The organism is Pseudomonas sp. LAMO17WK12:I10 (assembly GCF_900215185.1).
Taxonomy (GTDB): Bacteria; Pseudomonadota; Gammaproteobacteria; order Pseudomonadales; family Pseudomonadaceae; genus Aquipseudomonas; species Aquipseudomonas chlororaphis.
Genome location: NZ_OBDX01000006.1, coordinates 176,074 through 197,620, shown reverse-complemented (window position 1 = coordinate 197,620; position 21,547 = coordinate 176,074). Strand labels below are relative to the sequence as shown.

Here is a 21,547-nt window from a genome sequence, read left to right as displayed (position 1 = left end):
CAAAGCAATGTCTTTCGCCACATTTTCCTTGGAGGCCGGCTTCCCGGCGATGGCGTGCCCGAGGCCGCTACCGCTGGTCAGCCAGCATCGGCAGGAGGTTATTGCAGCAGCGATCCGCGCAGCGAGTGAGGCTGGGCCGAGTCGATATGCACATCGGCAAACTGGCCGATCAGCGTCGGGTTGTCGCAGCGGAAATTGACGATGCGGTTGTTCTCGGTTCGCCCCTGCAGTTCGCCCGGGTCTTTCTTCGAATAGTCGGTAACCAGGATGCGCTGGATCGAACCGACCATTTGTCGGCTGATTTCAAATCCTTGCTGATTCAGCCGATGTTGCAGCGCGTTCAGGCGTTCCTTTTTCAACTCTTCCGGGGTGTCGTCCGCCAGGTCGGCCGCGGGGGTGCCCGGGCGCTGGCTGTAGACGAACGAGTAGGAGAAGTCGAAGCCGACGTCTTCGATCAGCTTCATGGTCTGTTCGAAGTCTTTTTCGGTCTCGCCGGGGAAGCCGACGATGAAGTCCGAGCTGATGCAGATGCCTGGCACGGCGGCGCGCAGTTTGCGCAGCTTGGATTTGTATTCCAGCGCCGTATGGTTGCGCTTCATGGCTGCGAGAATCCGGTCGGAACCCGATTGCACCGGCAAGTGCAGGTGTTTCACCAGTTCCGGCACTTCGGCGTGGGCCTGGATCAGGCTGTCGGAGAACTCCAGCGGATGGGAGGTGGTATAGCGGATGCGCTCGATACCATCGACCGCCGCGACCACGCGGATCAGTTCGGCGAGGTCGGCCAGGCGGCCGTCGTGGGTCTGGCCACGGTAGCCGTTGACGTTCTGCCCCAGCAGGGTGACTTCGCGCACGCCGTTTTCCGCCAGGTGGATGATCTCGCAGATCACGTCGTCGAATGGCCGGCTGACTTCCTCGCCACGGGTGTAGGGCACCACGCAGAAGGTGCAGTACTTGCTGCAGCCTTCCATCACCGAGACATAGGCACTTGGGCCATCGATGCGCGGCTCTGGCAGGTGGTCGAATTTCTCGATTTCCGGGAACGAGACGTCGACCTGCGGCAGCTTGCTGCTGCGGGCGGCATCGATCATTTCCGGCAGGCGGTGCAGGGTCTGCGGGCCGAAGACCACGTCGACATAGGGCGCGCGATCACGGATGGCCGCGCCTTCCTGGCTGGCCACGCAACCGCCGACGGCGATGACCATGTCCGGGTTGGCCAGCTTCAGCTCGCGCCAGCGACCCAGTTGGGAATACACCCGGTCCTGGGCTCGTTCGCGGATCGAGCAGGTGTTGAGCAGGATGACGTCCGCGTCTTCGGCGCGGGCGGTGACTTCCAGGGCCTGGTGTTCACCCAGCAGATCGACCATGCGCGAGCTGTCGTACTCGTTCATCTGGCAACCGTGGGTTTCTATGTAGAGCTTCTTGGCCATGGACGGAGTCATCACGTGATTCAAAGAACCGCGCATTATAGGGAACATGGCCTGAGGTTCCTACCGCTGCGCGTCCGGTGGCTATGCTATAGTTCGCGCCCTCTTTTATATCCCCCGATGTGTTACCCGCCCACCATGACCAAACGTGAAGCTCCAATCTACAAGGTGATTTTCCTCAACCAGGGACAGGTGTTCGAAATGTACGCCAAGCAGATCTATCAAAGTGATCTGTGGGGTTTCCTGGAGGTGGAAGAGTTCGTCTTTGGCGAGCGCACGCAAGTGGTCGTCGATCCGAGCGAAGAGAAGCTCAAGGCCCAATTCGAAGGCGTGGTGCGCAGCTTTGTGCCGATGCATTCGATCGTGCGCATCGACGAGGTCGAGCGCCTGGGTACGCCGAAGATCAGCGAGGCGCGTGGCGTGAGTAACGTCATGCCGTTTCCGATGCCGATGCCTGAGAAATAAGGGCTGTATCGAGTGTGCTATCGCGAGCAAGCTTGCTCGCGATGTCATCAAGGCAGGGGTGAGAAGGGCGAACGCCCGTCGGCGCTCTGCAATTCCATCAGGTATTTGCGGAAAATCTGCCCCAGCACCTGGGTGGCGACTTCCAGCTCATCACGCTGCATGTGCTCGGCCACTTCGTCGGCCGTGTCCAGTGCCTCTTCGGCGCCGTTGACCGCGGCCATCTTCAGCACGATATAGGCCTGAACGTTGTTGGCCGGTACGCCTTCGCCGCGAAAGAACATGGTGCCGAGCTTGAATTGCGCTTGGGCGTGGCCTTGTAGCGAGGCCTTTTCGAAGTAGCTTAGGGCCTGATTGAGATCGCGCGGGGTATTTTTACCTTCGTAGTAGAACTCGCCCAACTCGTATTGCGCTTGCGCATCCCCTTCGTCAGCCGCCTTCTGGCAGACCGCCAGGGCCTCGGACAGATCCTGTGACTGAGTATTGAGGGTGCAGCGACCCATCGCTGGGATCAACAACGAGTTGCCGCCTGCTTGTGCGTGCGCGAGCAGGGGCTGAAGGAGCAACAGGCAGCCCAGTGCAAGGGCGCGGCCGGTGCGGTTCATGGGAATCGACTTACCTCTGAAGGGCGCGCGGACCCATCGAGGGATCCAATAAGCGCGCATTATGAAATAAGCAGGGCCAACCTTACAAAGTCTTTACTCGTTTTTCTGCTGCGCGGGCGCGATATCCGCCGCTTTCGGAGCTGTTTCGGGAGTTGGGGCGCGAATGCAGCGTAAAACCGGCGCCAGCAAGTGTGGCGCCGGTTTGGCGGGGAAGGTTACTTCAGGGCAGCGAAAGCGCGTTCGGCCGCGTCCAGGGTCAGTTTCAGCTCGGCGTCGCCGTGGGCGATCGAGGTGAAGCCGGCTTCGAAGGCACTCGGGGCCAGGTAGACACCGCCTTCGAGCATCAGGTGGAAGAAGCGTTTGAACAGGTTGGCATCGCTGGCCATCACATCGTCGAACGTGACGATATCGTCGGCGCCGCTGAAATACAGGCCGAACATGCCGCCCGCCTGGGTGGTCACGAACGGGATGCCGGCGGCGTCAGCACGTTGCTGCAGGCCGTCGAGCAGGCGGCTGGTGTAGTCGCTCAGCTCGGCGTGGAAGCCCGGGCGGCTGATCAGGCGCAGGGTGGTCAGGCCGGCGGCCATGGCCAGCGGGTTGCCCGACAAGGTGCCAGCCTGGTAGACCGGGCCCAGCGGCGCGATGTGTTCCATGATTTTGCGTTTGCCGCCGAAGCAGCCCACCGGCATGCCGCCGCCGATGATCTTGCCGAAGGTGGACAGGTCCGGGGTCACCCCGTAGTGCGCCTGGGCACCGCCCAGGGCGACGCGGAAACCGGTCATCACTTCGTCGAAGATCAGCACCACGCCGTGTTTGTCGCACAGGCTGCGCAGGCCTTCGAGGAAGCCCGGCGCCGGTGGCACGCAGTTCATATTGCCGGCCACTGGCTCGACGATGATGCAGGCCACTTCCTGGCCGACTTCGGCGAGCATCTTCTCGACCGCGTCGATGTCGTTGAACGGCAGGGTCAGGGTGTGTTTGGCGAAGGCCGCCGGTACGCCGGCCGAGCTGGGCACGCCCTGGGTCAGCGCGCCGGAGCCAGCCTTGACCAGCAGGCTGTCGGAGTGGCCGTGGTAGCAGCCTTCGAACTTGATGATGCTGTCGCGGCCGGTGAAACCACGGGCCAGGCGGATCGCGCTCATGGTCGCTTCGGTGCCGGAGCTGACCATGCGCACCATTTCCATGGACGGCACGATGGAGCAGACCAGGTCGGCCATTTCGGTTTCCATGGCGGTCGGGGCGCCGTAGGACAGACCGTGTTCCAGCTGCTTGCGCACCGCGTCCAGCACATCCGGATGGCTGTGGCCAAGGATCATCGGCCCCCAGGAACCGACGTAGTCCACATAACGCTTGTCGTCTTCGTCGGTGACGTAGGCGCCTTCGGCGTGTTTGAAGAACAGCGGCGTGCCGCCCACGCTCTTGAACGCACGCACGGGCGAGTTCACGCCACCGGGGATGTGTTTCTGGGCATTGGCAAACAGGGTTTCGGAACGAGACATGATCGGACTCTCGGAAATCAGCGGTTAGAAGAGGGCGTTGAAGGCGCGGGCACGGCGGGTCACTTCCTGGGCGCTGTCGGCGCCGAACAGGCCATGGACCACGGCCAGCAGGTCGACGCCATGGGCGACCAGCGGCGCGGCGTTCTCCAGGGTGATGCCGCCGATCGCGCAGATCGGCAGGTGCAGCCGGGCGCGGGCCTGGTCCAGCAACTCCAGGTTGGCCGTCGGCGCGCCGGGCTTGGTGTTGGAATTGAAGAAGCGCCCGAAGGCGACATAGCTGGCGCCTTCCTTGGCGGCTTGCTCGGCCAGCTCCAGCTGCGCGTGGCAGGTCGAGCCGATGATCGCCTGGCGGCCGAGCAGGGCACGGGCCGGAGTCAGCGGGCCGTCGGTCTGGCCCAGGTGTACGCCGACGCCAATGCGCGCGGCCAACTCGGCGTCGTCGTTGATGATCAGTTGTGTCTTATAGCGCTCGCACAAGCTGTGCAGGGCTTCGGCTTCGCGCAGACGGCGGGCCTCGTCGCTGCTCTTGTCGCGGTATTGCAGGAGGGTCACGCCACCGTCGAGCGCCGCCTCCACGTACTGCAGGAATTTGCCGGTCAACAGTTGGCTGTCGGTAATGGCATACAGACCACGTAGTTTCATCGAGCGAGCCTCATGGCTTACGAGCAGAAGTCCAGCGGCAGGCGGCGCGGTACGAACTGGCCTTGGCCCAGTTGCTCGGCGTCGCGCAGGGTGCGCCAGGTGTAATCGAGGGCCGACTTCACGGCGCTGGCCAGGTTTTCGCCCTGGGCCAGGCGTCCGGCGAGGGCGCTGGCCAGGGTGCAACCGGAACCGTGATAACTGCCCGGCAGCCGCTGGCAGGTGTAGGTGTGACGGCTGCCGTCGCGGCTGTACAGGCGATTATGCACTTCATGCTCGTCGCCATGGCCGCCGGTGATCAGCAGGTGTTTGACGAACGGCAGGAGCCTTTCCGCGCACTGGTCCGCAGTGCCTTCGGGCAACTCGGCGAGGATTCGTGCTTCCGGAAGGTTCGGGGTGGCGATGGTCGCCAGTGGTAGCAGGCGTTCACGCATGGCGTAACCGACCTCGTCCTTGCCCAGGCGCCCGCCGCCGCCGGCGCGCAATACCGGGTCGCAGACCATCGGCAGGTGCGGATGCGCCTGCAACAGCTCGACCACGGTGTCGACCATTTCCAGCGAGCCGAGCATGCCCAGCTTGACCGCGGCGACCGTGGAGTCGTTGAGTACGGCGTTGGCCTGGGCCAGCACCCACTCGCGATCCAGCACACGGAAGTCGCTGACGTTGACCGTATCCTGCACGGTCAGCGCAGTCACAGCAGGAGCTGCATGACAACCCTGGGCGAGCAGGGCTTCGATATCTGCCTGCAGGCCGGCGCCGCCACTGGGGTCGTGGCCGGAGAGACAGAGGACAACGGGGCGAGAGCTGTAGATATTCATGGTGCGCGAGCTTACCACCAAACGTCTTTTTTGCACGGCCCCTCGCGTGTTGGCCGGAGCTGGTTTTTCCGCCTTCCCGGCAAGTTGACCGAGGCAACAGCTCTAGATCAATGGATAGCGCTGAAACGCCCGTTCTAGAGCCTTTAAACTAAAGTTTTTGGTGGTGTTCATTGGCCATCAACGGCTATGCTAGAGTGGATCCAAACCAATAACAGGTAATGCCGGTTTTACGTCTACTCAAAGGGAAATGGGGGGCTTCCTGACATAACCGGACAAGCCACGCTGGGGCTTTATGCGCTATTTGCTGATGTTGCTGTTGAGCTTGCCGATGCTGGCTGGCGCGGTCGAGTTCGACGAGTTCACCCAAAGCCTGCCCTTGGGTCGGGTGATGCAGGTGTTTGAAGACGCAAGTGGTCAGGCAACGATCGCGGATGTCAGCGCAGCGGTGATGGCCGGCAGTTTCAAGACCCATGACAAGGCCACCCTCAACGCCGGTTACTCCCGCTCGGCATTCTGGCTGAAAATCCACCTCAGCTACCGTCCCGCCAACCCTTCCATACGACACACCTGGCTGCTGGAGCTGGCCTATCCGCCGCTCGATCATCTGGAGCTGTATGTGCCCGATGAAACCGGTGGCTACCGTCTGGCCCAGCGCACCGGCGATGCCTTGCCGTTCGACAGCCGGCAGATCCGCCAGAACAATTACCTGTTCGACCTGAGTTTTGCGCCCTACGAGCAAAAGACCCTGTTCCTGCGCCTGCAGAGCCAGGGCTCGGTCCAGGCGCCGGTGACGCTCTGGTCCAGCACGGCGTACCTGGAGGCGCAGCCGGTGCGCCTGTATGTACTCGGCCTGATCTACGGCGTGCTGCTGGGGATGCTGGTCTACAACCTGTTCATTTACCTGAGCGTGCGCGACACCAGTTACCTCTATTACATCCTCTACATCGCCTCGTTCGGGCTGTACCAACTGTCGGTGAACGGCGCCGCGGTGGAGTACTTCTGGCCGGACAACCCGTGGTGGGCCAACGCGGCGACGCCGTTTTTCATTGGCGCGGCGGCCCTGTTCGGCAGTCAGTTCGCCCGCAGTTTCCTGCAGACCGCCAGCCACAGCCGCTGGGTCGATCGTCTGCTGCTGGTGCTGATCCTGTGCAGCACCGTGGTGGTGGCCCTGTCGCTGATGACCAGCTACGCCCTGGCGTTGCGTCTGGCCACGGCCCTGGCGCTGATCTTTACCGTGGTGATCTTCGTCTCCGGCATCGTCGCCTGGTGCCGCGGCATGCGCGTGGCGCGTTACTTCATCATCGCCTGGTCGGCGTTCCTGGTGGGCGGGATCATCAATACCCTGATGGTGCTGGGTTATCTGCCGAACATGTTCCTGACCATGTATTCCAGCCAGATCGGTTCGGCCATCGAGGTGGCGCTGTTGTCGCTGGCCCTGGCCGACCGCATCAACTCGATGCGCGAACAGCAGGCGCAGACCCTGTTCGATGCCGGGCAGAAGCTCGAAGTGCTCAACCAGCAGCTGGCCCACAGCAACCGGCTCAAGGATGAGTTTCTCGCCACCCTGACCCACGAACTGCGCACGCCGATGAATGGGGTGATCGGTTCCCTGGAGCTGATGCAGACCGTCGATCTCGATCCGGAGCTGGAGCAATACCAGCAGACTGCCGCCGGTTCGGCCCGGGACATGATGCGTATGGTCAATGGCATCCTGACCCTGACCGAACTGCAGGCCGGCAAGCTCAGCGCCCAGCATGAGAGTTTCAGCCTGCGTTCGCTGCTCGATGTCTTGCTGGGCCAGTTTTGCGCCAACGCCTCGGCCAAGGGGCTGGGCTTCGATGTCGACCTGGCCGCCGGGCTGCCCGATCGACTGCTGGGCGATCGCGGCAAGTTGAGCCAGTGCCTGGAGTGCCTGCTGGACAATGCCATCAAGTTCACCCGGGTGGGTGGCCTGGTCCTGCGAGTGACTGGCAAGCCGGTGGCAACCGGGCGGGTGGCGCTGACCTTCGCGGTGATCGACACCGGCATCGGTTTCGTCAATCTCGATGAGGCCTCGCTGTACCAGCGCTTCTTCCAGCTCGATGGTTCGATGACCCGTGAATATGGCGGGCTGGGCGTGGGGCTGGCGATCTGTCGGCAACTGGTGGATCTGCTGGGTGGCCATCTGACCCATGAATCGGAGCCGGGGCGTGGCAGCTGTTTCCGCCTGGAGGTGACCTTCGATGTGGACGGCGAGCAGCCGATGGCTTCCCTGCCGGCGCTGCGGGTCCGCGCCGTCCGGCGCATGCCGCAGGATTGCAGCGTGCTGCTGGTGGATGACAACAGCATCAATCAACTGGTGATCCGCGGCATGTTGCTCAAGCTGGGTTATCAGGTACGCACGGCCGAGAACGCTCGCGGGGCGCTGGCGTTGTTGCGCCGGGAGTCGGTGGATGCGGTGCTGCTCGATTGCCAGATCGAGCAGGCCGAGGCGCTCAAGCTGTGCGATCAGGTGCGCGGCATGCCGGGTTGCGCCGGCTTGCCGGTGCTGCTGGTGTCGGCCTCGGCGCGCGCTGTGGAGGCTGAGCGCCGCCTGCTCGATTACCTCTCTTGGCCGGTGAAATTCGAGGAGCTGCAAGCTGTTCTGGCGCGTCGGGTGCTGGTCTCGGAACAGGGCGAAAGCGCCGGCATTTAGGCGGGTATGCCACTTTGTTCGGTCGGGAGGGGGTGCTTAACTGAGGTTCTGGCACACCCCTCAAGGAGCCCCGACATGAACCTGCACCAGTTCGCCGAGACCCACGAAGTCACCAACCAGCCACCTTCCCTGGACGGTACCAACCTCTATCGAATCGATCTGCCGTTGCAGGAGTGGGCACGGCGTTTCGGCGCTGGTTGGGCCGAAGCGCGGATCGACGCCTACGGTGCTCTGGCCGGTGGGCCGCTGATGGAGGCGGGGTTCCTGGCCAACCAGAACAAACCGGTGTTCACCAGCCATGACCGTTACGGGCATCGCCTCGACCTGGTGGAGTTTCATCCGGCGTATCACGAGCTGATGCGCACCGCCATCGAGCACGGCCTGACGTCCTTGCCCTGGGCTCATCCGCAATCCGGGGCGCATGTCGCGCGCGCCGCCATGACCTATCTGCACAGCCAGGCCGAGGCCGGCAGCGGTTGCCCGCTGACCATGACCTTCGCCTGTGTGCCGGCGTTGAAGCTGCAGCCGGATCTCGCCGAACAATGGCTGCCGAAAGTCCTCGCCACCGAATATGACCCGCGCAATGTCGGCATGGCCCACAAGGCCGGCGTCACCATCGGCATGGCGATGACCGAGAAGCAAGGCGGTACCGATGTGCGCGCCAACACCACCAAGGCGTATCCGGTGGGCGCTACGGGGCCGGGGCAGGCTTATGAGCTGGTGGGCCACAAATGGTTCTGTTCGGCGCCGATGTGCGACGCCTTCCTGACCCTGGCCCAGACCGAAAAAGGCCTGACCTGCTTCCTGTTGCCTCGCCATCGTCCGGACGACAGCCGCAACCAGTTCTATATCCAGCGCCTGAAAAACAAGCTCGGCAACTGCTCCAATGCCTCCAGCGAAGTGGAGTTCCGTGGGGCCCTGGCGTGGATGATCGGTGAAGAAGGACGTGGCGTGCCGACCATCATCGAAATGGTCGCCATGACCCGCTTCGATTGCATGGTCGGTTCCAGCTCGCTGATGCGCCAGGCGCTGACCCAGGCCGCCCATCATTGTGCCCATCGGCTGGTGGGCGGGCGTGTGCTCAGCGAGCAACCCTTGATGCAGAACGTACTGGCCGACCTGGCGCTGGAAAGCGAGGCGGTGCTGGCCTTGAGCCTGCGCATGGGCCGCGCGCTGGATAACCTGGATGACCCGCAAGAAGCCATGTTCTCGCGACTGGTGACGGCGGTGGGCAAATACTGGATCTGCAAGCGGGCCCCGGCAATGATCAACGAGGCCGCCGAGTGCATGGGCGGCGCCGGTTATGTCGAGGAGAGCATTCTGCCGCGGCTGTACCGCGAAGCGCCGGTCAACTCGACCTGGGAAGGTTCCGGCAACGTGCAGTGCCTGGATGTGCTGCGCGCCTTGTCCAAGGAGCCGGGCGTGCTCGATGTGCTGTTCGCCGAGCTGGGCGATGGCCATGGCGACAGGCGCCTGGCCGCGCATATCGCCAACCTGAAAGGCGCCTTCCAGGACACCGACGACATTCAGTACCGCGCCCGCCAGTTGACCGAGGACATCGCCCTGGGCCTGCAGGCCAAGCTGTTGCTGGAAGCCGGCAATGCGGTGGTCAGCGATGCCTTTATCGCCAGTCGCCTGGGTTCGGCAGGAAGGGTCTACGGCACCTTGCCGCGAGGGCTGGATGTGGAGGCGATAGTCGCGCGCTCCACCCCGACAGGCTTCTGATCAATCCATAGGCGAGAGGGCGCGCCCGGTTCTTGTTCGCGCTGGGGATCGCGAGCAAGAACCTGACGGTCCGGGCGATTCCGCTGTTCCCGTGAGACGGCGTTGCAGGCAAGATGAAGGCCTGCAAGATCAGAACACAGGATGCTTACCGTGACCGAAGCTTTTATTGTCGTTCAAACCGCCGAGCAAGCCGTGGACCGGCTTGCCGCTTTGCATGAGCGGGCCACCACGTCGCTGAGCCAGGCGCTCAAGCGTTACCTCAAGGATCGTGTCGAACCGGACGCCGAACAGCGCGCCCTGTTTCGTTACCCGGAATTGCGCCTGACCTATCTCTGCCAGGGCGAAGTCCCACAGACCACTCGGGCCTACGCCAAGGTCCAGTTGCCGGGCACCTACAGCGTCACGGTCACCCATCCCGCCGCCTTCCGTAAGTACCTGCTGGAACAGCTGGTGCCTCTGATGCACGACTTCACCGTGACCGTGGAAGTGGGCGTCAGCGAGCAGAACATCCCGTATCCGTACGTGGTCGAGCAGGGCGATGAACTGGCCGGTTCCGGCGTCACCGCCGCGGTGCTGGCGCGGGTGTTCCCCAGCACCGACCTGTCCGCCGCCACCGATGGCATCGCCGACGGGCTGTACGATTGGGAAAACACCCATCCGCTGCCCCTGGCGCTGTTCGATGCCGCGCGGGTGGATTTCTCCCTGCGCCGCCTGGTGCACTACACCGGCAGCGACTGGCGTCATGTGCAGCCTTGGATCCTGCTGACCAACTACCACCGCTATGTCGACCAGTTCATCACCCACGGCCTGGAGCAACTGCGCAGCGATCCGCGGTTCGTGCGCATGGTCCTGCCGGGCAATGTGATCATCGAGAAGGGTATGGATCACGGCGAAGCCTCGTCGATCGCCGCCGGGGTGGTCTGGCACCGCTACCAGATGCCGGCTTATCACCTGCTGGCCAGCGACGGCCACGGCGTGACCCTGGTGAACATCGGCGTCGGTCCGTCCAACGCCAAGAACATCACTGACCATTTGGCGGTATTGCGTCCGCACTGCTGGCTGATGATCGGCCACTGCGGCGGCCTGCGGCAGTCGCAGACCATCGGTGACTATGTGCTGGCTCACGCCTACATGCGTCGCGACGGCATTCTCGATCGCGTGGTGCCGCCGAACATTCCGATTCCGGCCCTGGCCGAAGTGCAGCTGGCGTTGCAGCAGGCAGCCGCCAACGTCACCGGCGAGAAGGGCGACGACCTGAAAAAACGCCTGCGCACCGGCACCGTGCTGACCTACGACGACCGTAACTGGGAATTGCGTTGGGCCCAGGAGCGTCCGCTGATCAACCTGTCCCGCGCCGTGGCGGTGGACATGGAAAGTGGCACCATCGCCGCCCAGGGGTATCGCCTGCGGGTGCCGTACGGCACCTTACTGTGTGTCTCGGACAAGCCGCTGCACAGTGAAATCAAGCTGCCGGGTTCGGCCAACGCTTTTTATGAGCGCGCGGTCAGCCAGCACCTGAAGATCGGTATCGCCGCGGTGGATCTGCTGCGCACCGAGCTCAACTCGCTGCACTCGCGCAAGCTGCGCAGCTTCGACGAGCCGCCGTTCCGCTGATCGCGGGATGGTCATTTAACGGTCGGGCCACTAGCATGGTCGGCCCTGACCGTTAGATGTTCTGTCCGCCATGTCTCGTCCTCCGCGTCCCGCTTCCCGCCGCCCTGGCGTGAAGAGTCCTTCGTCTTCCTCTGCGCCGCGCCGAGTTGCCAAAGCGCCACCGGCCGAGCCGAAGCTGATCCTGTTCAATAAACCCTTCGATGTGCTGACCCAGTTCAGCGATGGCGAAGGGCGGGCGACCCTCAAGGACTTCATCGCGATACCCGGCATCTACCCGGCCGGTCGCCTGGACCGCGACAGCGAAGGCTTGCTGCTGCTGACCAACGACGGCCAACTACAGGCGCGCATCGCCGACCCCAGGCACAAGCTGGCCAAGACCTATTGGGTACAGGTGGAAGGCGAGCCCACGGCTGAGCAATTGCAGCGTCTGCGCGATGGCGTGGAATTGAATGACGGCATGACCCTGCCGGCCGAAGCCCGGCAGCTGGAGGAGCCACGGCTGTGGCCGCGCAACCCGCCGGTGCGCTTTCGCAAGAGCGTGCCCACCAGCTGGCTGGAGTTGATCATTCGTGAAGGGCGCAATCGCCAGGTGCGGCGCATGACCGCTGCCGTGGGGTTGCCGACATTGCGCCTGGTGCGGGTCAGGATCGGCGACTGGACAATCGAAGGGCTCGACCAGGGCCAGTGGAAGGAGGTTCCGGCGCGCTTATAAGGCGCCGGATTCGATCAGTCCGATCACCACGCTCTTGATAATGAACGCGGCCACGCCCAGGCCCAGGACGAAGAACAGGATGAACGAGCCGAAGCGTCCGGCCTTGGACTTCTTCGCCAGATCCCAGACGATGAAGGCCATGAAAATGATCAGGATGGTCACCAGGCCGGTCATCATCCACTCTTCGAATACTGCAGGATCCATCGAACATCTCCAGCGCGGGCAAGGCTAAAAGGCGGGGGCGAGTATACGCCAAGGGGCCGCGGCCGGGCATTGATCCAGGTGCGCTTCGTCGTCACAGGCTCTGCATGTCCTTGTAGGAGCGAGCTTGCTCGCGATAAATATTCCAGGCCATACATCGGTTGCGGCCGGACATTTCTATCGCGAGCAAGCTCGCTCCTACAGAAGAGATAGCGCTCAGTTGCGCAGGTGAGTCAGCGGCAGTTCGGTGCTGTTGAGCACCTGGTTGAGCACGAAGCTGGAGCGTACGCTGGTCACGCCTTCGATGCGGGTCAGATGGCCGAGCAGCAGTTTCTGGTAGTGATCCATGTCCGGCACCACCACCTTGAGCTGGTAGTCGGCGTCCATCCCGGTCACCAGGCTGCATTCGAGGACCTGCGGCAGGCTGCGGATCGCCGCCTCGAAGTTCTCGAAACGCTCGGGGGTGTGGCGGTCCATGCCGATCAGCACGTAGGCGGTCAGGCTCAGGCCGAGCATCTTGCGGTCCAGCAGGGCGACCTGGCGGGAAATGTAGCCGTCGTCTTCCAGTTGCTTGACCCGACGCGAACACGGCGAAGGCGACAGGCCGATACGTTCGGCCAGTTCCTGATTGGAGATGCGGGCGTCGCGCTGCAATTCCGCCAAAATGCTGAGGTCGTATCGGTCGAGTTTGCTCATGGGACAGGCCTTTTTAATAACTATTGCGCGATATTATCTATCCTGGGTTAAAAATTGCGCAAGTCATGTTTATTAGAGCAATCTTCGCAATCCTCTGTCGGCGCGCCAGGCCTATTCTTATCACCAGAATCACTGCCCGGACATAGAGTCCACTGCGGCCCGCCGAATCAGGCCTGCCGCGGCCGCCAATCCCACAGGGTTGAGCCGGCCCCCGGGCTACACACTGTCCAGAAGACGGCGTGAGGTGAGCCGGCGCCATAAGCGTCGAGCACGGACGAAATTCTCAAAGGGGGACCGACGGGTCCCCCTTTTTTATTGCCTGCATGCCAGGAAATATCCCGTGGCGCCTCAATAAATAAGTGTTGCGACTGATAACCTGTGGCAGAACCGGCCTGGGCTTTTCCAGTCTTATCTACAGGCCCCCCATCCGTAGTGAGGAATAGCATGAAATCGCGCATCTGGCGTTTGGCAGGTGTTGGTTTGCTCTGTGTGAGCGTCAGTGCGCAGGGGCTTGCCGATGACCGCAATGACGGCCGTGGTTGGTCCAATGGCGGCCAGCGCAGTGACGACGGGTATCCGGGAAACGGCCAGGGGCGAGGCGAAAGCCATCAGTCGCGCCCGCAGACTGAAATCATTCGCGGCGACAACAGCCAGCAGTTCGAGCGCAACGTCGAGAACGGGCGTTGGCAGAACCACGGGCCGAATGATCAAGGGCGGGAACGACAGGCTCAGCCGTCCGCCAACCTGCCGATCCAGGGCCGCCCCGATACCGTCCGCCAGACCCAGGAACCGCGCCAGGGTTATTACCAGGACATCCCGCGCCGCAACGACTACAACCCGCATTGGCAGGCCGGTGGGCCGGGCTCGCGTCCCTACGACTATCGCTGGCCGGGCCGTCCGGAGGGTCGGGGCAATGGCTGGGGGCCGGGCCCGCAATATCGGCCGGGTTACGTGATCGATCGTTTTCCGGACCGGCATGACCGTGTGCCTTATCGCGGCCGGGACTATTACTTCTCCGGCGGCTATTGGTACCGCCCAGAGGGGCCGCGTTACGTTGTGGTGCGCCCACCCTACGGGATTCGCGTGGCCTACCTGCCGGACTACGCGCGCGAGGTATGGATCGGCAGCGCGCTGTTCTTCCTGGCCGCGGGCGCCTACTACAGCTACGAGGCCAGTACCCAGCAGTACGTAGTGGTCGAGCCGCCGGTGGCCAGCCCGCCGCCGCAGACCGGCAATGATTACAACGTGCTGGCCTACCCGGTCAGCGGGCAGAGCCCGCAGCAGATCAATCAGGACCGCTACGACTGTTATCGCTGGGCGGTGCAGCAGAGCGGCTTCGACCCGGCGGCGATGACCTATCCCCCGGCGCCGCAGGTGGTCCAGACCTACCGCCAGGCCCAGGGCGGTTGCCTGAGCTCGCGCGGCTATCAGGTGACTTACTGAGCCCGGGCGGCGAGCACCGCTTCCTGCGGGTCGGCGTGCACCAGCACCTCGGCCCGCGGATAGGCCGCATGGATCGCCTCGGCGGCTTGATCGCTGATGCCGTGGGCCACCGAGAGGGTCAGTTCCCCCGGTAATTCCAGATGCAGTTGCACGAACCAGTGGTTGCCGGAAATCCGCGTGCGCAGGTCATGGGCGCCGAGTACCCCGGGCACGGCGCATACCAGTTCCAGCATGTGCTGGCTGACCTCGGGCGGCAGTTCCTCATCCATCAGCACCGCCACGCTTTCCCGAGCGATCTGGATCGCGCTCCACAGGATGTAGACGGCAATCGCCAGGCCGAACCAGGCGTCCAGTTGTTGCCAGCCGAAACTGGCCAGCACCAGCGCCAGCAGGATGCTGCCATTGAGCAGCAGGTCGGAGCGATAGTGCAGCGAATCGGCGCGTACCGCGGTGGAGCCGGTTTCGCGGATCACCCGGTATTGCACCATCAGCAGCGCCACGGTCAGCGCCAGCGACAACAGCATCACGCCGATACCGATCCAGGGCGCGCCCAACGGTTCGGGGTTCTGCAGGCGTTCGACGGCCTGTACCCCGATCAGCACCGCGCTCACCGCGATGAACAGCGCCTGGGCCATGCCCGACAGCGATTCGGCCTTGCCGTGGCCGTAGCGGTGGTCTTCGTCGGCCGGGCGCAGGGCGTAATGCACGGCCAGCAGGTTGAGGAACGACGCGGCGCCATCGAGCAGCGAGTCGGTGAGGCCGGCCAGCAGGCTGACCGAGCCGCTCAGCCACCAGGCGATGGCCTTGGCCACGATCAGGATACTGGCCACCGCCAGCGAGGCGCGGGTGGCCAGGCGCAACAGGCGTGCGTGTTCCGGGCTACTGCTCATACAAGGCTTGTTCCTTCAAGAAACGCGAGGGTCAGGCTGCCGGTTGCAGACCGTACAGGGCCAGCTGCTGCGTGCTGCCCTTGTGCTGGATCAGGCGTGGATCGTCCAGAGGGAAGCTGCGGCCCAGCTCGCTTTCGAGGATAGCCTGCAACTTGTGGTTATCGACCTGGCCGTCGGCGCCTATGGCTTGCTGCAGCTTGTGCGGGTCGACCTGCGCGGTCTTGCCCGGTTCCAGGTAGATGGCGCCGGTGGCGAAGTCGACGCCAAAGGCGATCAGCCCCGGGATCACATAAAACAGCAGGCCCACGGCGTCGAGCACGGCTACCAGCGGGTCGATCTTGCCGTCGATCTGGCCGCGCCGGTCGGGGAAGAAGATCGAGCCGCAGGCGGTGAGCTGAGTCAGCAGGGTGGCAACCAGGACGCCACCGATGATGCGGAAAGGAATACGCATGTAAATCTCCTGAACAGACACGAAAGAGCAAGGCTGAAGCGTTGCCGGTATGAATTCAGACCGTGATTAACGCCAGGCAGTTCGCCGTTATACTCGCGCCTCTGTTTGGGAGCCAGTATGAATTCTTTGCCAATTGATGAAGTTTTACCCGCCCTGCGTGAAGCCCTGGCGACACGCCACGAGGCCGTGCTCGAAGCACCGCCCGGCGCCGGTAAGACCACACGCGTGCCTTTGGCCCTGTTGAACGAACCCTGGCTGGCCGGACAACGCATTCTCATGCTCGAACCGCGGCGCCTGGCGGCGCGGGCGGCGGCCGAGCGGCTGGCCAGCGAGCTGGGGGAAAAGGTCGGCGAAACCGTGGGCTACCGCATCCGTCTGGATAGCAAGGTCGGCCCGAATACCCGCATTGAGGTGGTTACCGAGGGGATCCTGACCCGCCGCCTGCAAGACGATCCGGCGCTGGAAGGCGTTGGCCTGCTGATCTTCGACGAATTCCACGAGCGCAGCCTCGACGCCGACCTGGCCCTGGCCTTGAGCCTCAATGGCCGCGATCTGTTCCGCGACGAGCAGCCGCTGAAAATCCTCCTGATGTCGGCGACCCTGGAAGGCGAGCGCCTGGCCGGGCTGCTGGACGACGCACCGATCCTGCGCAGCGAAGGCCGTATGTTCCCGGTCGATGTGCGCTGGGGGCGGCCCTTCCAGCCGGGCGAGTTCATCGAGCCCCGGCTGGTGCAGACCCTTCTTGAAGCGCTGAACGATGAAAGCGGCAGCGTCCTGGTGTTCCTGCCGGGGCAGGCCGAGATCCGCCGGGTGCATCAGCAGTTGGCCGACGCCCTGGGCGAGCGCCCGGAGATTCTGCTTTGTCCGCTGCACGGTGAACTGGACCTGGCCGCGCAGCGCGCGGCCATCGAGCCGGCCCCGCCGGGCAAGCGCAAAGTGGTGCTGGCGACCAATATCGCCGAGACCAGCCTGACCATCGACGGCGTGCGCGTGGTGGTCGATGCCGGGCTGGCGCGGGTGCCGCGTTTCGACCCGGGCAGTGGCATGACCCGTCTCGACACCCAGCGTATTTCCCGGGCCAGCGCCACCCAGCGTGCCGGTCGGGCCGGGCGCCTGGAGCCGGGCGTGTGCTATCGCCTGTGGTCCCAGGACCAGCACGAACAACTGGCGGCCTATGGCAGCGCGGAGATTCTCCAGGCGGACCTGGCGGGCCTGGCCCTGCAGCTGGCCCGCTGGGGTGTGACACCGGCGCAACTGGTGTGGCTGGATGTGCCGCCCGGCACGGCCTATGCCCAGGCCCAGGATCTGCTCGAACGCCTCGGAGCGCTGACGGCCAAGGCTGGCGAGGACTACAAGCTGACACCTCATGGCCAGGCAATGGCCGAGTTGCCGGCCCATCCGCGCATTGCCCATCTGCTGTTGCGGGGCCAGGCCCTGGGGCTGGCGAACATGGCCTGCGACGTCGCCGCCTTGCTCGGCGAGCGCGACATCCTGCGTGGCGGCGGTGCCGACCTGCATAGCCGCCTGGTGCTGCTGTCCGGCGAAGAGCGCGTGGCCCGTGGCGCCCAGGGCGGGGTCCAGCGGGCTCGGCAACTGGCCCGACAGTACCGTGGTTATCTGCGCGGCCAGCCAAGCCAGGCGGTGGCGGACCCGGACCACCCGCGCTGGCTGGGCGCCTTGCTGGCGCTGGCCTATCCGGATCGGGTCGCCCAGCAGCGTCGTCCCGGCGGCGCCGAATACCGGCTGGCCAACGGCCGCGCGGCGCTGTTCAGCGAGACCGACAGCCTGATGAAGCAACCCTGGCTGGTGATCGCCGACCTGGGCAGTCGCCAGGGGCAGCGGGAAGAGCGTATCTACCTGGCGGCGGATTTCGACCCAGCGTTGTTTGACTCGGTCCTGGCCGAGCAGGTGCGCTGCGTCGATCAGCTTGACTGGGACGAGCGCGAAGGGGTGTTGCGCGCCGAGCGCCAGCGCAAGGTCGGCGAACTGGTGCTCAGCCGCGAGCCGCTGACCGGCCTGGACGAGGCGGCGCGCTGCCAGGCGCTGGTCAATCTGGTGCGGCGCAAGGGCCTGGAACTGTTGCCCTGGACCCCGGAGCTGCGTCAGTGGCAGGCCCGGGTGGCCTTGTTGCGCCAGCTCGATCTAGAGGCCAAGGGCGAAAGCCAGTGGCCGGACGTCAGTGACGCGGCGCTGCTCAAGAGCCTGGAAAGCTGGCTGCTGCCGTACCTGGGCAAGGTTTCGCGCCTCAGCCACTTCGCCAACCTGGAACTGGCCAGCATTGTCCACAGCCTGCTGCCCTGGCCGTTGCCGCAGCGCCTGGACGAGCTGGCGCCGCATCACCTGACGGTGCCGTCCGGCTCGTCGATCCGCCTCGACTACAGCGAGCAGCCACCGATTCTCGCGGTGCGCCTGCAGGAGCTATTCGGCCTGGCGGAAACACCACGGATCGCCGGTGGCCGGCAGGTGGTCAAGCTGCACCTGCTGTCCCCGGCGCGGCGGCCGGTGCAGGTCACCCAGGACCTGGCGAACTTCTGGCGCAGCACCTACGCCGAGGTGAAGAAGGACCTCAAGGGCCGTTACCCGAAACACTACTGGCCGGACGACCCGCTGGTGGCCGAAGCCACGGCCCGCGCCAAGCCGCGCAAGTAACCAGTGTGTAGCCGCTGCCGAAGGCTGCGATCGAGCGCGTAGCGCTCGCCATCCGGTTCATGTCAGGACGCGGACTCCGGTTTTGCGTCCGCTGCGTCGGAATGCCGCCCAAGCCGATCGCAGCCTGCGGCAGCGGCTACAACGCGGCGGGCAGCAGGAAGCGGGCGATCAGTGGCAGGTGGTCGGAGATGCGCAGGGTGTCGTCCTGCCGTACCTGGGCCTCGACCCGCTTGAGCCGGGGGCTGTGGAACAGGTAGTCGACGGTGCGATCCGGGCCGCTCAGGGCCGGGTCGTTGGGGTAGTGGGTCAGCCACAGGGCGCGGTCGATGCCGCTGGCCTCGTTGTTGGTGGGAATCATCGGGTACTTGTCCCAGAGCGTGTGCAACGCGCTGTCGGCGGAGTAGGGCGTGCGTTGCTCGGGGGCGAGCCGCTGGTACTGGCCCAGGGGCAGCAGGTTGAAGTCGCCGCCGATCAGCCAGGGCGTGCCACGGGCTTCGAAGCGGTCGAGGATCCTGGTGACCGCGTTTACCTGGGCTTGCAGGGTGTCGTCGGGTTTCCTCGCGCGCTCCAGATGGGTGTTGAGCACTGCCATCTGCCCGCCGTCGCTTAACGGCAGGTAACTCACCAGCACGGCGTTTTTCGGCTGGAACTGGCGGCTGAGGAGATTGGCCTCGGGCACCGGCAATTGCAGGCGTTCGGCGTGTTCGATGCGGTAGCGGCTCAAGGTCGCCAGTTGCCGGCCGACGCTGCCGAAGATGTGCGGGGAGGGTACGAAGTCGGCCTTCCAGTCGAAGGCCTGTGTGCTGCACGGATACAGGTCGGTCAGGCGTTCCTGCAGCAACTTGAGCTGGTCCTGGTAGTCGCTGGCCTTGGCGCCGTCGTCCAGCTCCTGCAGTAGCACGATGTCCGGCTGTTCATCGCGAATCACCCGGGCCACTTCGTCCAGGCTGAAGGCCATGTCTTCCGGGGTCGGGCGCTCGTCCGGCCCCCGGGCCTGGTCGTTCCAGAACACGTAGCGCTTGCCTGCCAGGTACTGCACGTTCCAGGTCATCACCTTCAGCGCCTGGCCCGCCACCAGGCTGGGCACCTTGCCCGTGCAGGCGACCGGCAGCGGCTCCTTGGCGTCGGGGCGCCAGGTCAGGCTGTAGACCAGGGCTGACAACAGGCCTGCGCTGATCAGCAGGCCCAGGAGAATGAAGCGAAATAGACGGGGCATCGGCTCGGCTTATGGCGTTGCTGGATTGAGCCCGAGCATAACCGAGAGCGGGGCTGCGGCCCAAGGGGTAGAGCGGTCGGCCCCCGGTGGTCATTGCTGGTCAGGCGAGTCGCCGATCAGCATGAACAGGCGGAATACCACCACGCTGGTGAACAATTGCAGGAAGCTGTGGGCGCTTTCGATCAGCAGCGACAGCATCGGACCCGGCTCGGGGTACGCTGCCAGGCTGGCGCCCTTGAGCACCCACAGCGGGGCCATCACGGCCAGGATGCAGACCAGGATCCGCAGGAAGTGCCCGCGGGTCAGGCGGAAGCTTTCCTTGATCGCGGCCAGCGGTTGCAGGCCCTTGAGCACCAGCAGGTATTCGGCGAAGGCCAGGGTCACCATCAGCCACAGCCCGGGCAGGAAATACAGCGACAGGCCCAGCAGGATCAGCAGGGTGTTGATGGCGGTCAGCAGGGCAAAGCGCGGCCACAGGCTGACGGTCGCGGCGAGCAGGTCGCGGGCCAATGGCGATTCGCCACGGCTGCGGGCATCGAGAAACAGGATCAGTACCCCGGTGTAGAGCGGGTAGATCAACAGGCCGACGATCACGCTGTAGCCGGGAAAGGCCTCGGGGCCCAGCGAGCTGTCGACCGCCTGCTGCAGCAGCGCTTCGAGGACCACCAGCGGCAGGCACAGTTGGACGATACGGCCCAGGTTGCGCTGGCAGAAGTACAGGGAGTCGCGCAGAACGGTTAACGGATTCATCAGTGGTTATCGCAGATCACAAAAAGCGGTTGGACACTTTAACCGATGCAGCCCCGGGGCGAGCAAACGTAAACGTTAGGTAAAGGCCATTGAAAGCTCGCTGGGCAGCCCCATTACTGGTTGCACCTTGTGCATGACGGACAAGGCCCCGTTTTTTACCGGCAATCTAAAGAGGTCGCCATGAACAGCGAAGAGCAAACCCTGATCGATGGACTGTTTTCACGGTTGCAGCAAGCCGAGAAGGATTCAGCCCCGCGCGACGCCCAGGCCGAGGCGCGGATCAAGGAGCATCTGACCCGGCAGCCTGCCGCCGGGTATTTCATGACCCAGGCGATTCTGGTGCAAGAGGCGGCAATCAAGAGCCTCGACGAGCAGAACAAGCAACTCACCCAGCAAGTCCAGCAACTGCAGGCCGAGCTGCAGCAGGCCAGATCCCAGGCCGCGGCGCCGGCGCCCAGCAGCGGTGGTGGCTTCCTTTCGAGCATCTTCGGCAGCGGTTCCCGCGATCCGCAGCCGGCGCCGACGCAAAGCGCTCCGGCTTCGTCCGGCGGTGGCTGGCGCGAACCGGCGCGGCCGGCGTTCAACCCGCAGCCGCAGCAGAACTACCCTCAACAGAGCTATCCCCAGCAGAACTACGCCGCGCCACCCCAGCAGGCTCCGGCCGCGGCTGGCAGCAGCTTCCTCGGCGGCGCGCTGAAAACCGCCGCCGGCGTGGCAGGTGGCGTGATGCTGGCGCAAGGCCTCAGCAGCCTGTTCCACGGCAACCAGCAGCCGCAGGAAATCGTCGAAGTGATCAAGGAAGAACCGGCGCCCGCCAGCGACAACGCGGGTGGCTGGGGCAATGACGAGCAGCGTATGGCCAATAACGACTCCTGGGGCAACAACGACCAGGGTGGTTTCAGCGATGCCGACTACGGCAACGACGACAGCTCGTTCTTTTCCGACGACGATTCCTTCGTCTGATCCGCCATCGGTCCGGAACGCAACAGCGTCCCGGACCGATTATTCGCGGAACCTTCCTTCTGGCTGGCATACTGGGCGACTTTTCAGGGTTGAGTCCCGGCCCAGTTCGCGCGCGT

At 64.3% G+C, this 21,547-nt stretch carries 19 protein-coding genes; 8 read left to right on the top strand and 11 right to left on the bottom strand.

What is annotated here, in order from left to right:
* Positions 1-98: 98 nt before the first annotated feature.
* Positions 99-1,427 (bottom strand): tRNA (N6-isopentenyl adenosine(37)-C2)-methylthiotransferase MiaB, encoded by a 1,329-nt coding sequence (miaB, locus tag CRO75_RS09790; RefSeq protein WP_162235145.1) that lies wholly within the window; start codon positions 1,425-1,427, stop codon positions 99-101.
* A gap of 135 nt (positions 1,428-1,562) precedes the next feature.
* On the opposite strand from miaB, the gene CRO75_RS09785 reads away from it, so the two are divergent.
* Complete coding sequence (locus CRO75_RS09785; protein ID WP_007927079.1) at positions 1,563-1,889, top strand: DUF1820 family protein; 327 nt, start codon at positions 1,563-1,565, stop codon at positions 1,887-1,889.
* Positions 1,890-1,936: 47 nt separating this feature from the next.
* Here CRO75_RS09785 and CRO75_RS09780 read toward each other — a convergent pair whose 3' ends face one another.
* From CRO75_RS09780 to CRO75_RS09765, 4 genes are all read right to left on the bottom strand, one after another.
* A complete protein-coding gene (locus tag CRO75_RS09780) occupies positions 1,937-2,491 on the bottom strand; it encodes a tetratricopeptide repeat protein (protein ID WP_007927077.1) in 555 nt (184 codons plus the stop codon).
* 215 nt (positions 2,492-2,706) lie between these two features.
* Positions 2,707-3,990 carry a glutamate-1-semialdehyde 2,1-aminomutase gene (gene hemL / locus CRO75_RS09775; protein WP_009045779.1) on the bottom strand — a complete coding sequence of 428 codons (1,284 nt, stop codon included), beginning with the start codon at positions 3,988-3,990 and terminating at the stop codon, positions 2,707-2,709.
* Positions 3,991-4,014: 24 nt separating this feature from the next.
* Positions 4,015-4,632, bottom strand: coding sequence for a thiamine phosphate synthase (gene thiE, locus CRO75_RS09770; RefSeq protein ID WP_097135102.1), 618 nt, complete (start codon positions 4,630-4,632; stop codon positions 4,015-4,017).
* Positions 4,633-4,649: 17 nt separating this feature from the next.
* Entirely contained in the window at positions 4,650-5,447 is a 798-nt protein-coding gene (locus CRO75_RS09765) for a hydroxymethylpyrimidine/phosphomethylpyrimidine kinase (protein WP_097135101.1), read from the bottom strand.
* 292 nt (positions 5,448-5,739) lie between these two features.
* Here CRO75_RS09765 and CRO75_RS09760 point away from each other — a divergent pair, with 292 nt between their 5' ends.
* The 4 genes from CRO75_RS09760 (at position 5,740) to CRO75_RS09745 (ending at position 12,172) form a co-directional block, all read left to right on the top strand.
* A complete protein-coding gene (locus CRO75_RS09760; RefSeq protein WP_097135100.1) occupies positions 5,740-8,121 on the top strand; it encodes a hybrid sensor histidine kinase/response regulator in 2,382 nt (793 codons plus the stop codon).
* 75 nt (positions 8,122-8,196) lie between these two features.
* Positions 8,197-9,846: an acyl-CoA dehydrogenase family protein gene (locus CRO75_RS09755; RefSeq protein ID WP_097135099.1), complete on the top strand. Its 1,650-nt coding sequence runs from the start codon at positions 8,197-8,199 to the stop codon at positions 9,844-9,846.
* 141 nt (positions 9,847-9,987) lie between these two features.
* Positions 9,988-11,460, top strand: a complete 1,473-nt coding sequence (gene amn / locus CRO75_RS09750) for an AMP nucleosidase (protein WP_162235144.1) — start codon at positions 9,988-9,990, stop codon at positions 11,458-11,460.
* A 70-nt stretch (positions 11,461-11,530) separates the two neighbouring features.
* The gene (locus CRO75_RS09745; protein WP_097135098.1) at positions 11,531-12,172 is read left to right on the top strand and encodes a pseudouridine synthase; all 642 of its coding nucleotides are present in this window, start codon (positions 11,531-11,533) and stop codon (positions 12,170-12,172) included.
* Here the strand turns inward: CRO75_RS09745 and CRO75_RS09740 are convergent.
* Together CRO75_RS09740 and CRO75_RS09735 are read right to left on the bottom strand one after the other, a co-directional pair.
* Positions 12,167-12,376, bottom strand: a complete 210-nt coding sequence (locus CRO75_RS09740) for a DUF2788 domain-containing protein (RefSeq protein WP_007927060.1) — start codon at positions 12,374-12,376, stop codon at positions 12,167-12,169. The genes CRO75_RS09745 and CRO75_RS09740 overlap by 6 nt on opposite strands.
* Before the next feature lie 213 nt (positions 12,377-12,589).
* Positions 12,590-13,069: an Lrp/AsnC family transcriptional regulator gene (locus CRO75_RS09735; protein ID WP_009045772.1), complete on the bottom strand. Its 480-nt coding sequence runs from the start codon at positions 13,067-13,069 to the stop codon at positions 12,590-12,592.
* A gap of 444 nt (positions 13,070-13,513) precedes the next feature.
* Between CRO75_RS09735 and CRO75_RS09730 the strand changes: the two genes are divergently transcribed.
* Positions 13,514-14,512 (top strand): DUF6515 family protein, encoded by a 999-nt coding sequence (locus CRO75_RS09730; protein ID WP_097135097.1) that lies wholly within the window; start codon positions 13,514-13,516, stop codon positions 14,510-14,512.
* On the opposite strand, the gene CRO75_RS09725 is transcribed toward CRO75_RS09730, so the two are convergent.
* Together CRO75_RS09725 and CRO75_RS09720 are read right to left on the bottom strand one after the other, a co-directional pair.
* The gene (locus tag CRO75_RS09725) at positions 14,506-15,402 is read right to left on the bottom strand and encodes a cation diffusion facilitator family transporter (protein WP_007927055.1); all 897 of its coding nucleotides are present in this window, start codon (positions 15,400-15,402) and stop codon (positions 14,506-14,508) included. The genes CRO75_RS09730 and CRO75_RS09725 overlap by 7 nt on opposite strands.
* Positions 15,403-15,433: 31 nt before the next feature.
* Positions 15,434-15,853: a polyribonucleotide nucleotidyltransferase gene (locus tag CRO75_RS09720; protein WP_097135096.1), complete on the bottom strand. Its 420-nt coding sequence runs from the start codon at positions 15,851-15,853 to the stop codon at positions 15,434-15,436.
* Between the two features lie 117 nt (positions 15,854-15,970).
* On the opposite strand from CRO75_RS09720, the gene hrpB reads away from it, so the two are divergent.
* Positions 15,971-18,502, top strand: coding sequence for an ATP-dependent helicase HrpB (hrpB, locus tag CRO75_RS09715; protein WP_097135095.1), 2,532 nt, complete (start codon positions 15,971-15,973; stop codon positions 18,500-18,502).
* A 136-nt stretch (positions 18,503-18,638) separates the two neighbouring features.
* Here the strand turns inward: hrpB and CRO75_RS09710 are convergent, their stop codons facing one another.
* Together CRO75_RS09710 and CRO75_RS09705 are read right to left on the bottom strand one after the other, a co-directional pair.
* On the bottom strand, positions 18,639-19,718 hold the full coding sequence (locus CRO75_RS09710) for an endonuclease/exonuclease/phosphatase family protein (RefSeq protein WP_097135094.1): 1,080 nt from the start codon (positions 19,716-19,718) through the stop codon (positions 18,639-18,641).
* Between the two features lie 90 nt (positions 19,719-19,808).
* Entirely contained in the window at positions 19,809-20,468 is a 660-nt protein-coding gene (locus CRO75_RS09705) for a membrane protein (RefSeq protein WP_007929142.1), read from the bottom strand.
* 180 nt (positions 20,469-20,648) lie between these two features.
* On the opposite strand from CRO75_RS09705, the gene CRO75_RS09700 reads away from it, so the two are divergent.
* Positions 20,649-21,431: a DUF2076 domain-containing protein gene (locus CRO75_RS09700; protein WP_007929140.1), complete on the top strand. Its 783-nt coding sequence runs from the start codon at positions 20,649-20,651 to the stop codon at positions 21,429-21,431.
* Positions 21,432-21,547 lie beyond the last annotated feature (116 nt).

Excerpts from the sequence above, each read along its gene's own strand:
- miaB (WP_162235145.1), bottom strand. The coding sequence starts at position 1,427 with ATGGCCAAGAAGCTCTACATAGAAACCCACGGTTGCCAGATGAACGAG.
- CRO75_RS09785 (WP_007927079.1), top strand. The coding sequence starts at position 1,563 with ATGACCAAACGTGAAGCTCCAATCTACAAGGTGATTTTCCTCAACCAG.
- CRO75_RS09780 (WP_007927077.1), bottom strand. The coding sequence starts at position 2,491 with ATGAACCGCACCGGCCGCGCCCTTGCACTGGGCTGCCTGTTGCTCCTT.
- hemL (WP_009045779.1), bottom strand. The coding sequence starts at position 3,990 with ATGTCTCGTTCCGAAACCCTGTTTGCCAATGCCCAGAAACACATCCCC.
- thiE (WP_097135102.1), bottom strand. The coding sequence starts at position 4,632 with ATGAAACTACGTGGTCTGTATGCCATTACCGACAGCCAACTGTTGACC.
- CRO75_RS09765 (WP_097135101.1), bottom strand. The coding sequence starts at position 5,447 with ATGAATATCTACAGCTCTCGCCCCGTTGTCCTCTGTCTCTCCGGCCAC.
- CRO75_RS09760 (WP_097135100.1), top strand. The coding sequence starts at position 5,740 with ATGCGCTATTTGCTGATGTTGCTGTTGAGCTTGCCGATGCTGGCTGGC.
- CRO75_RS09755 (WP_097135099.1), top strand. The coding sequence starts at position 8,197 with ATGAACCTGCACCAGTTCGCCGAGACCCACGAAGTCACCAACCAGCCA.
- amn (WP_162235144.1), top strand. The coding sequence starts at position 9,988 with ATGCTTACCGTGACCGAAGCTTTTATTGTCGTTCAAACCGCCGAGCAA.
- CRO75_RS09745 (WP_097135098.1), top strand. The coding sequence starts at position 11,531 with ATGTCTCGTCCTCCGCGTCCCGCTTCCCGCCGCCCTGGCGTGAAGAGT.
- CRO75_RS09740 (WP_007927060.1), bottom strand. The coding sequence starts at position 12,376 with ATGGATCCTGCAGTATTCGAAGAGTGGATGATGACCGGCCTGGTGACC.
- CRO75_RS09735 (WP_009045772.1), bottom strand. The coding sequence starts at position 13,069 with ATGAGCAAACTCGACCGATACGACCTCAGCATTTTGGCGGAATTGCAG.
- CRO75_RS09730 (WP_097135097.1), top strand. The coding sequence starts at position 13,514 with ATGAAATCGCGCATCTGGCGTTTGGCAGGTGTTGGTTTGCTCTGTGTG.
- CRO75_RS09725 (WP_007927055.1), bottom strand. The coding sequence starts at position 15,402 with ATGAGCAGTAGCCCGGAACACGCACGCCTGTTGCGCCTGGCCACCCGC.
- CRO75_RS09720 (WP_097135096.1), bottom strand. The coding sequence starts at position 15,853 with ATGCGTATTCCTTTCCGCATCATCGGTGGCGTCCTGGTTGCCACCCTG.
- hrpB (WP_097135095.1), top strand. The coding sequence starts at position 15,971 with ATGAATTCTTTGCCAATTGATGAAGTTTTACCCGCCCTGCGTGAAGCC.
- CRO75_RS09710 (WP_097135094.1), bottom strand. The coding sequence starts at position 19,718 with ATGCCCCGTCTATTTCGCTTCATTCTCCTGGGCCTGCTGATCAGCGCA.
- CRO75_RS09705 (WP_007929142.1), bottom strand. The coding sequence starts at position 20,468 with ATGAATCCGTTAACCGTTCTGCGCGACTCCCTGTACTTCTGCCAGCGC.
- CRO75_RS09700 (WP_007929140.1), top strand. The coding sequence starts at position 20,649 with ATGAACAGCGAAGAGCAAACCCTGATCGATGGACTGTTTTCACGGTTG.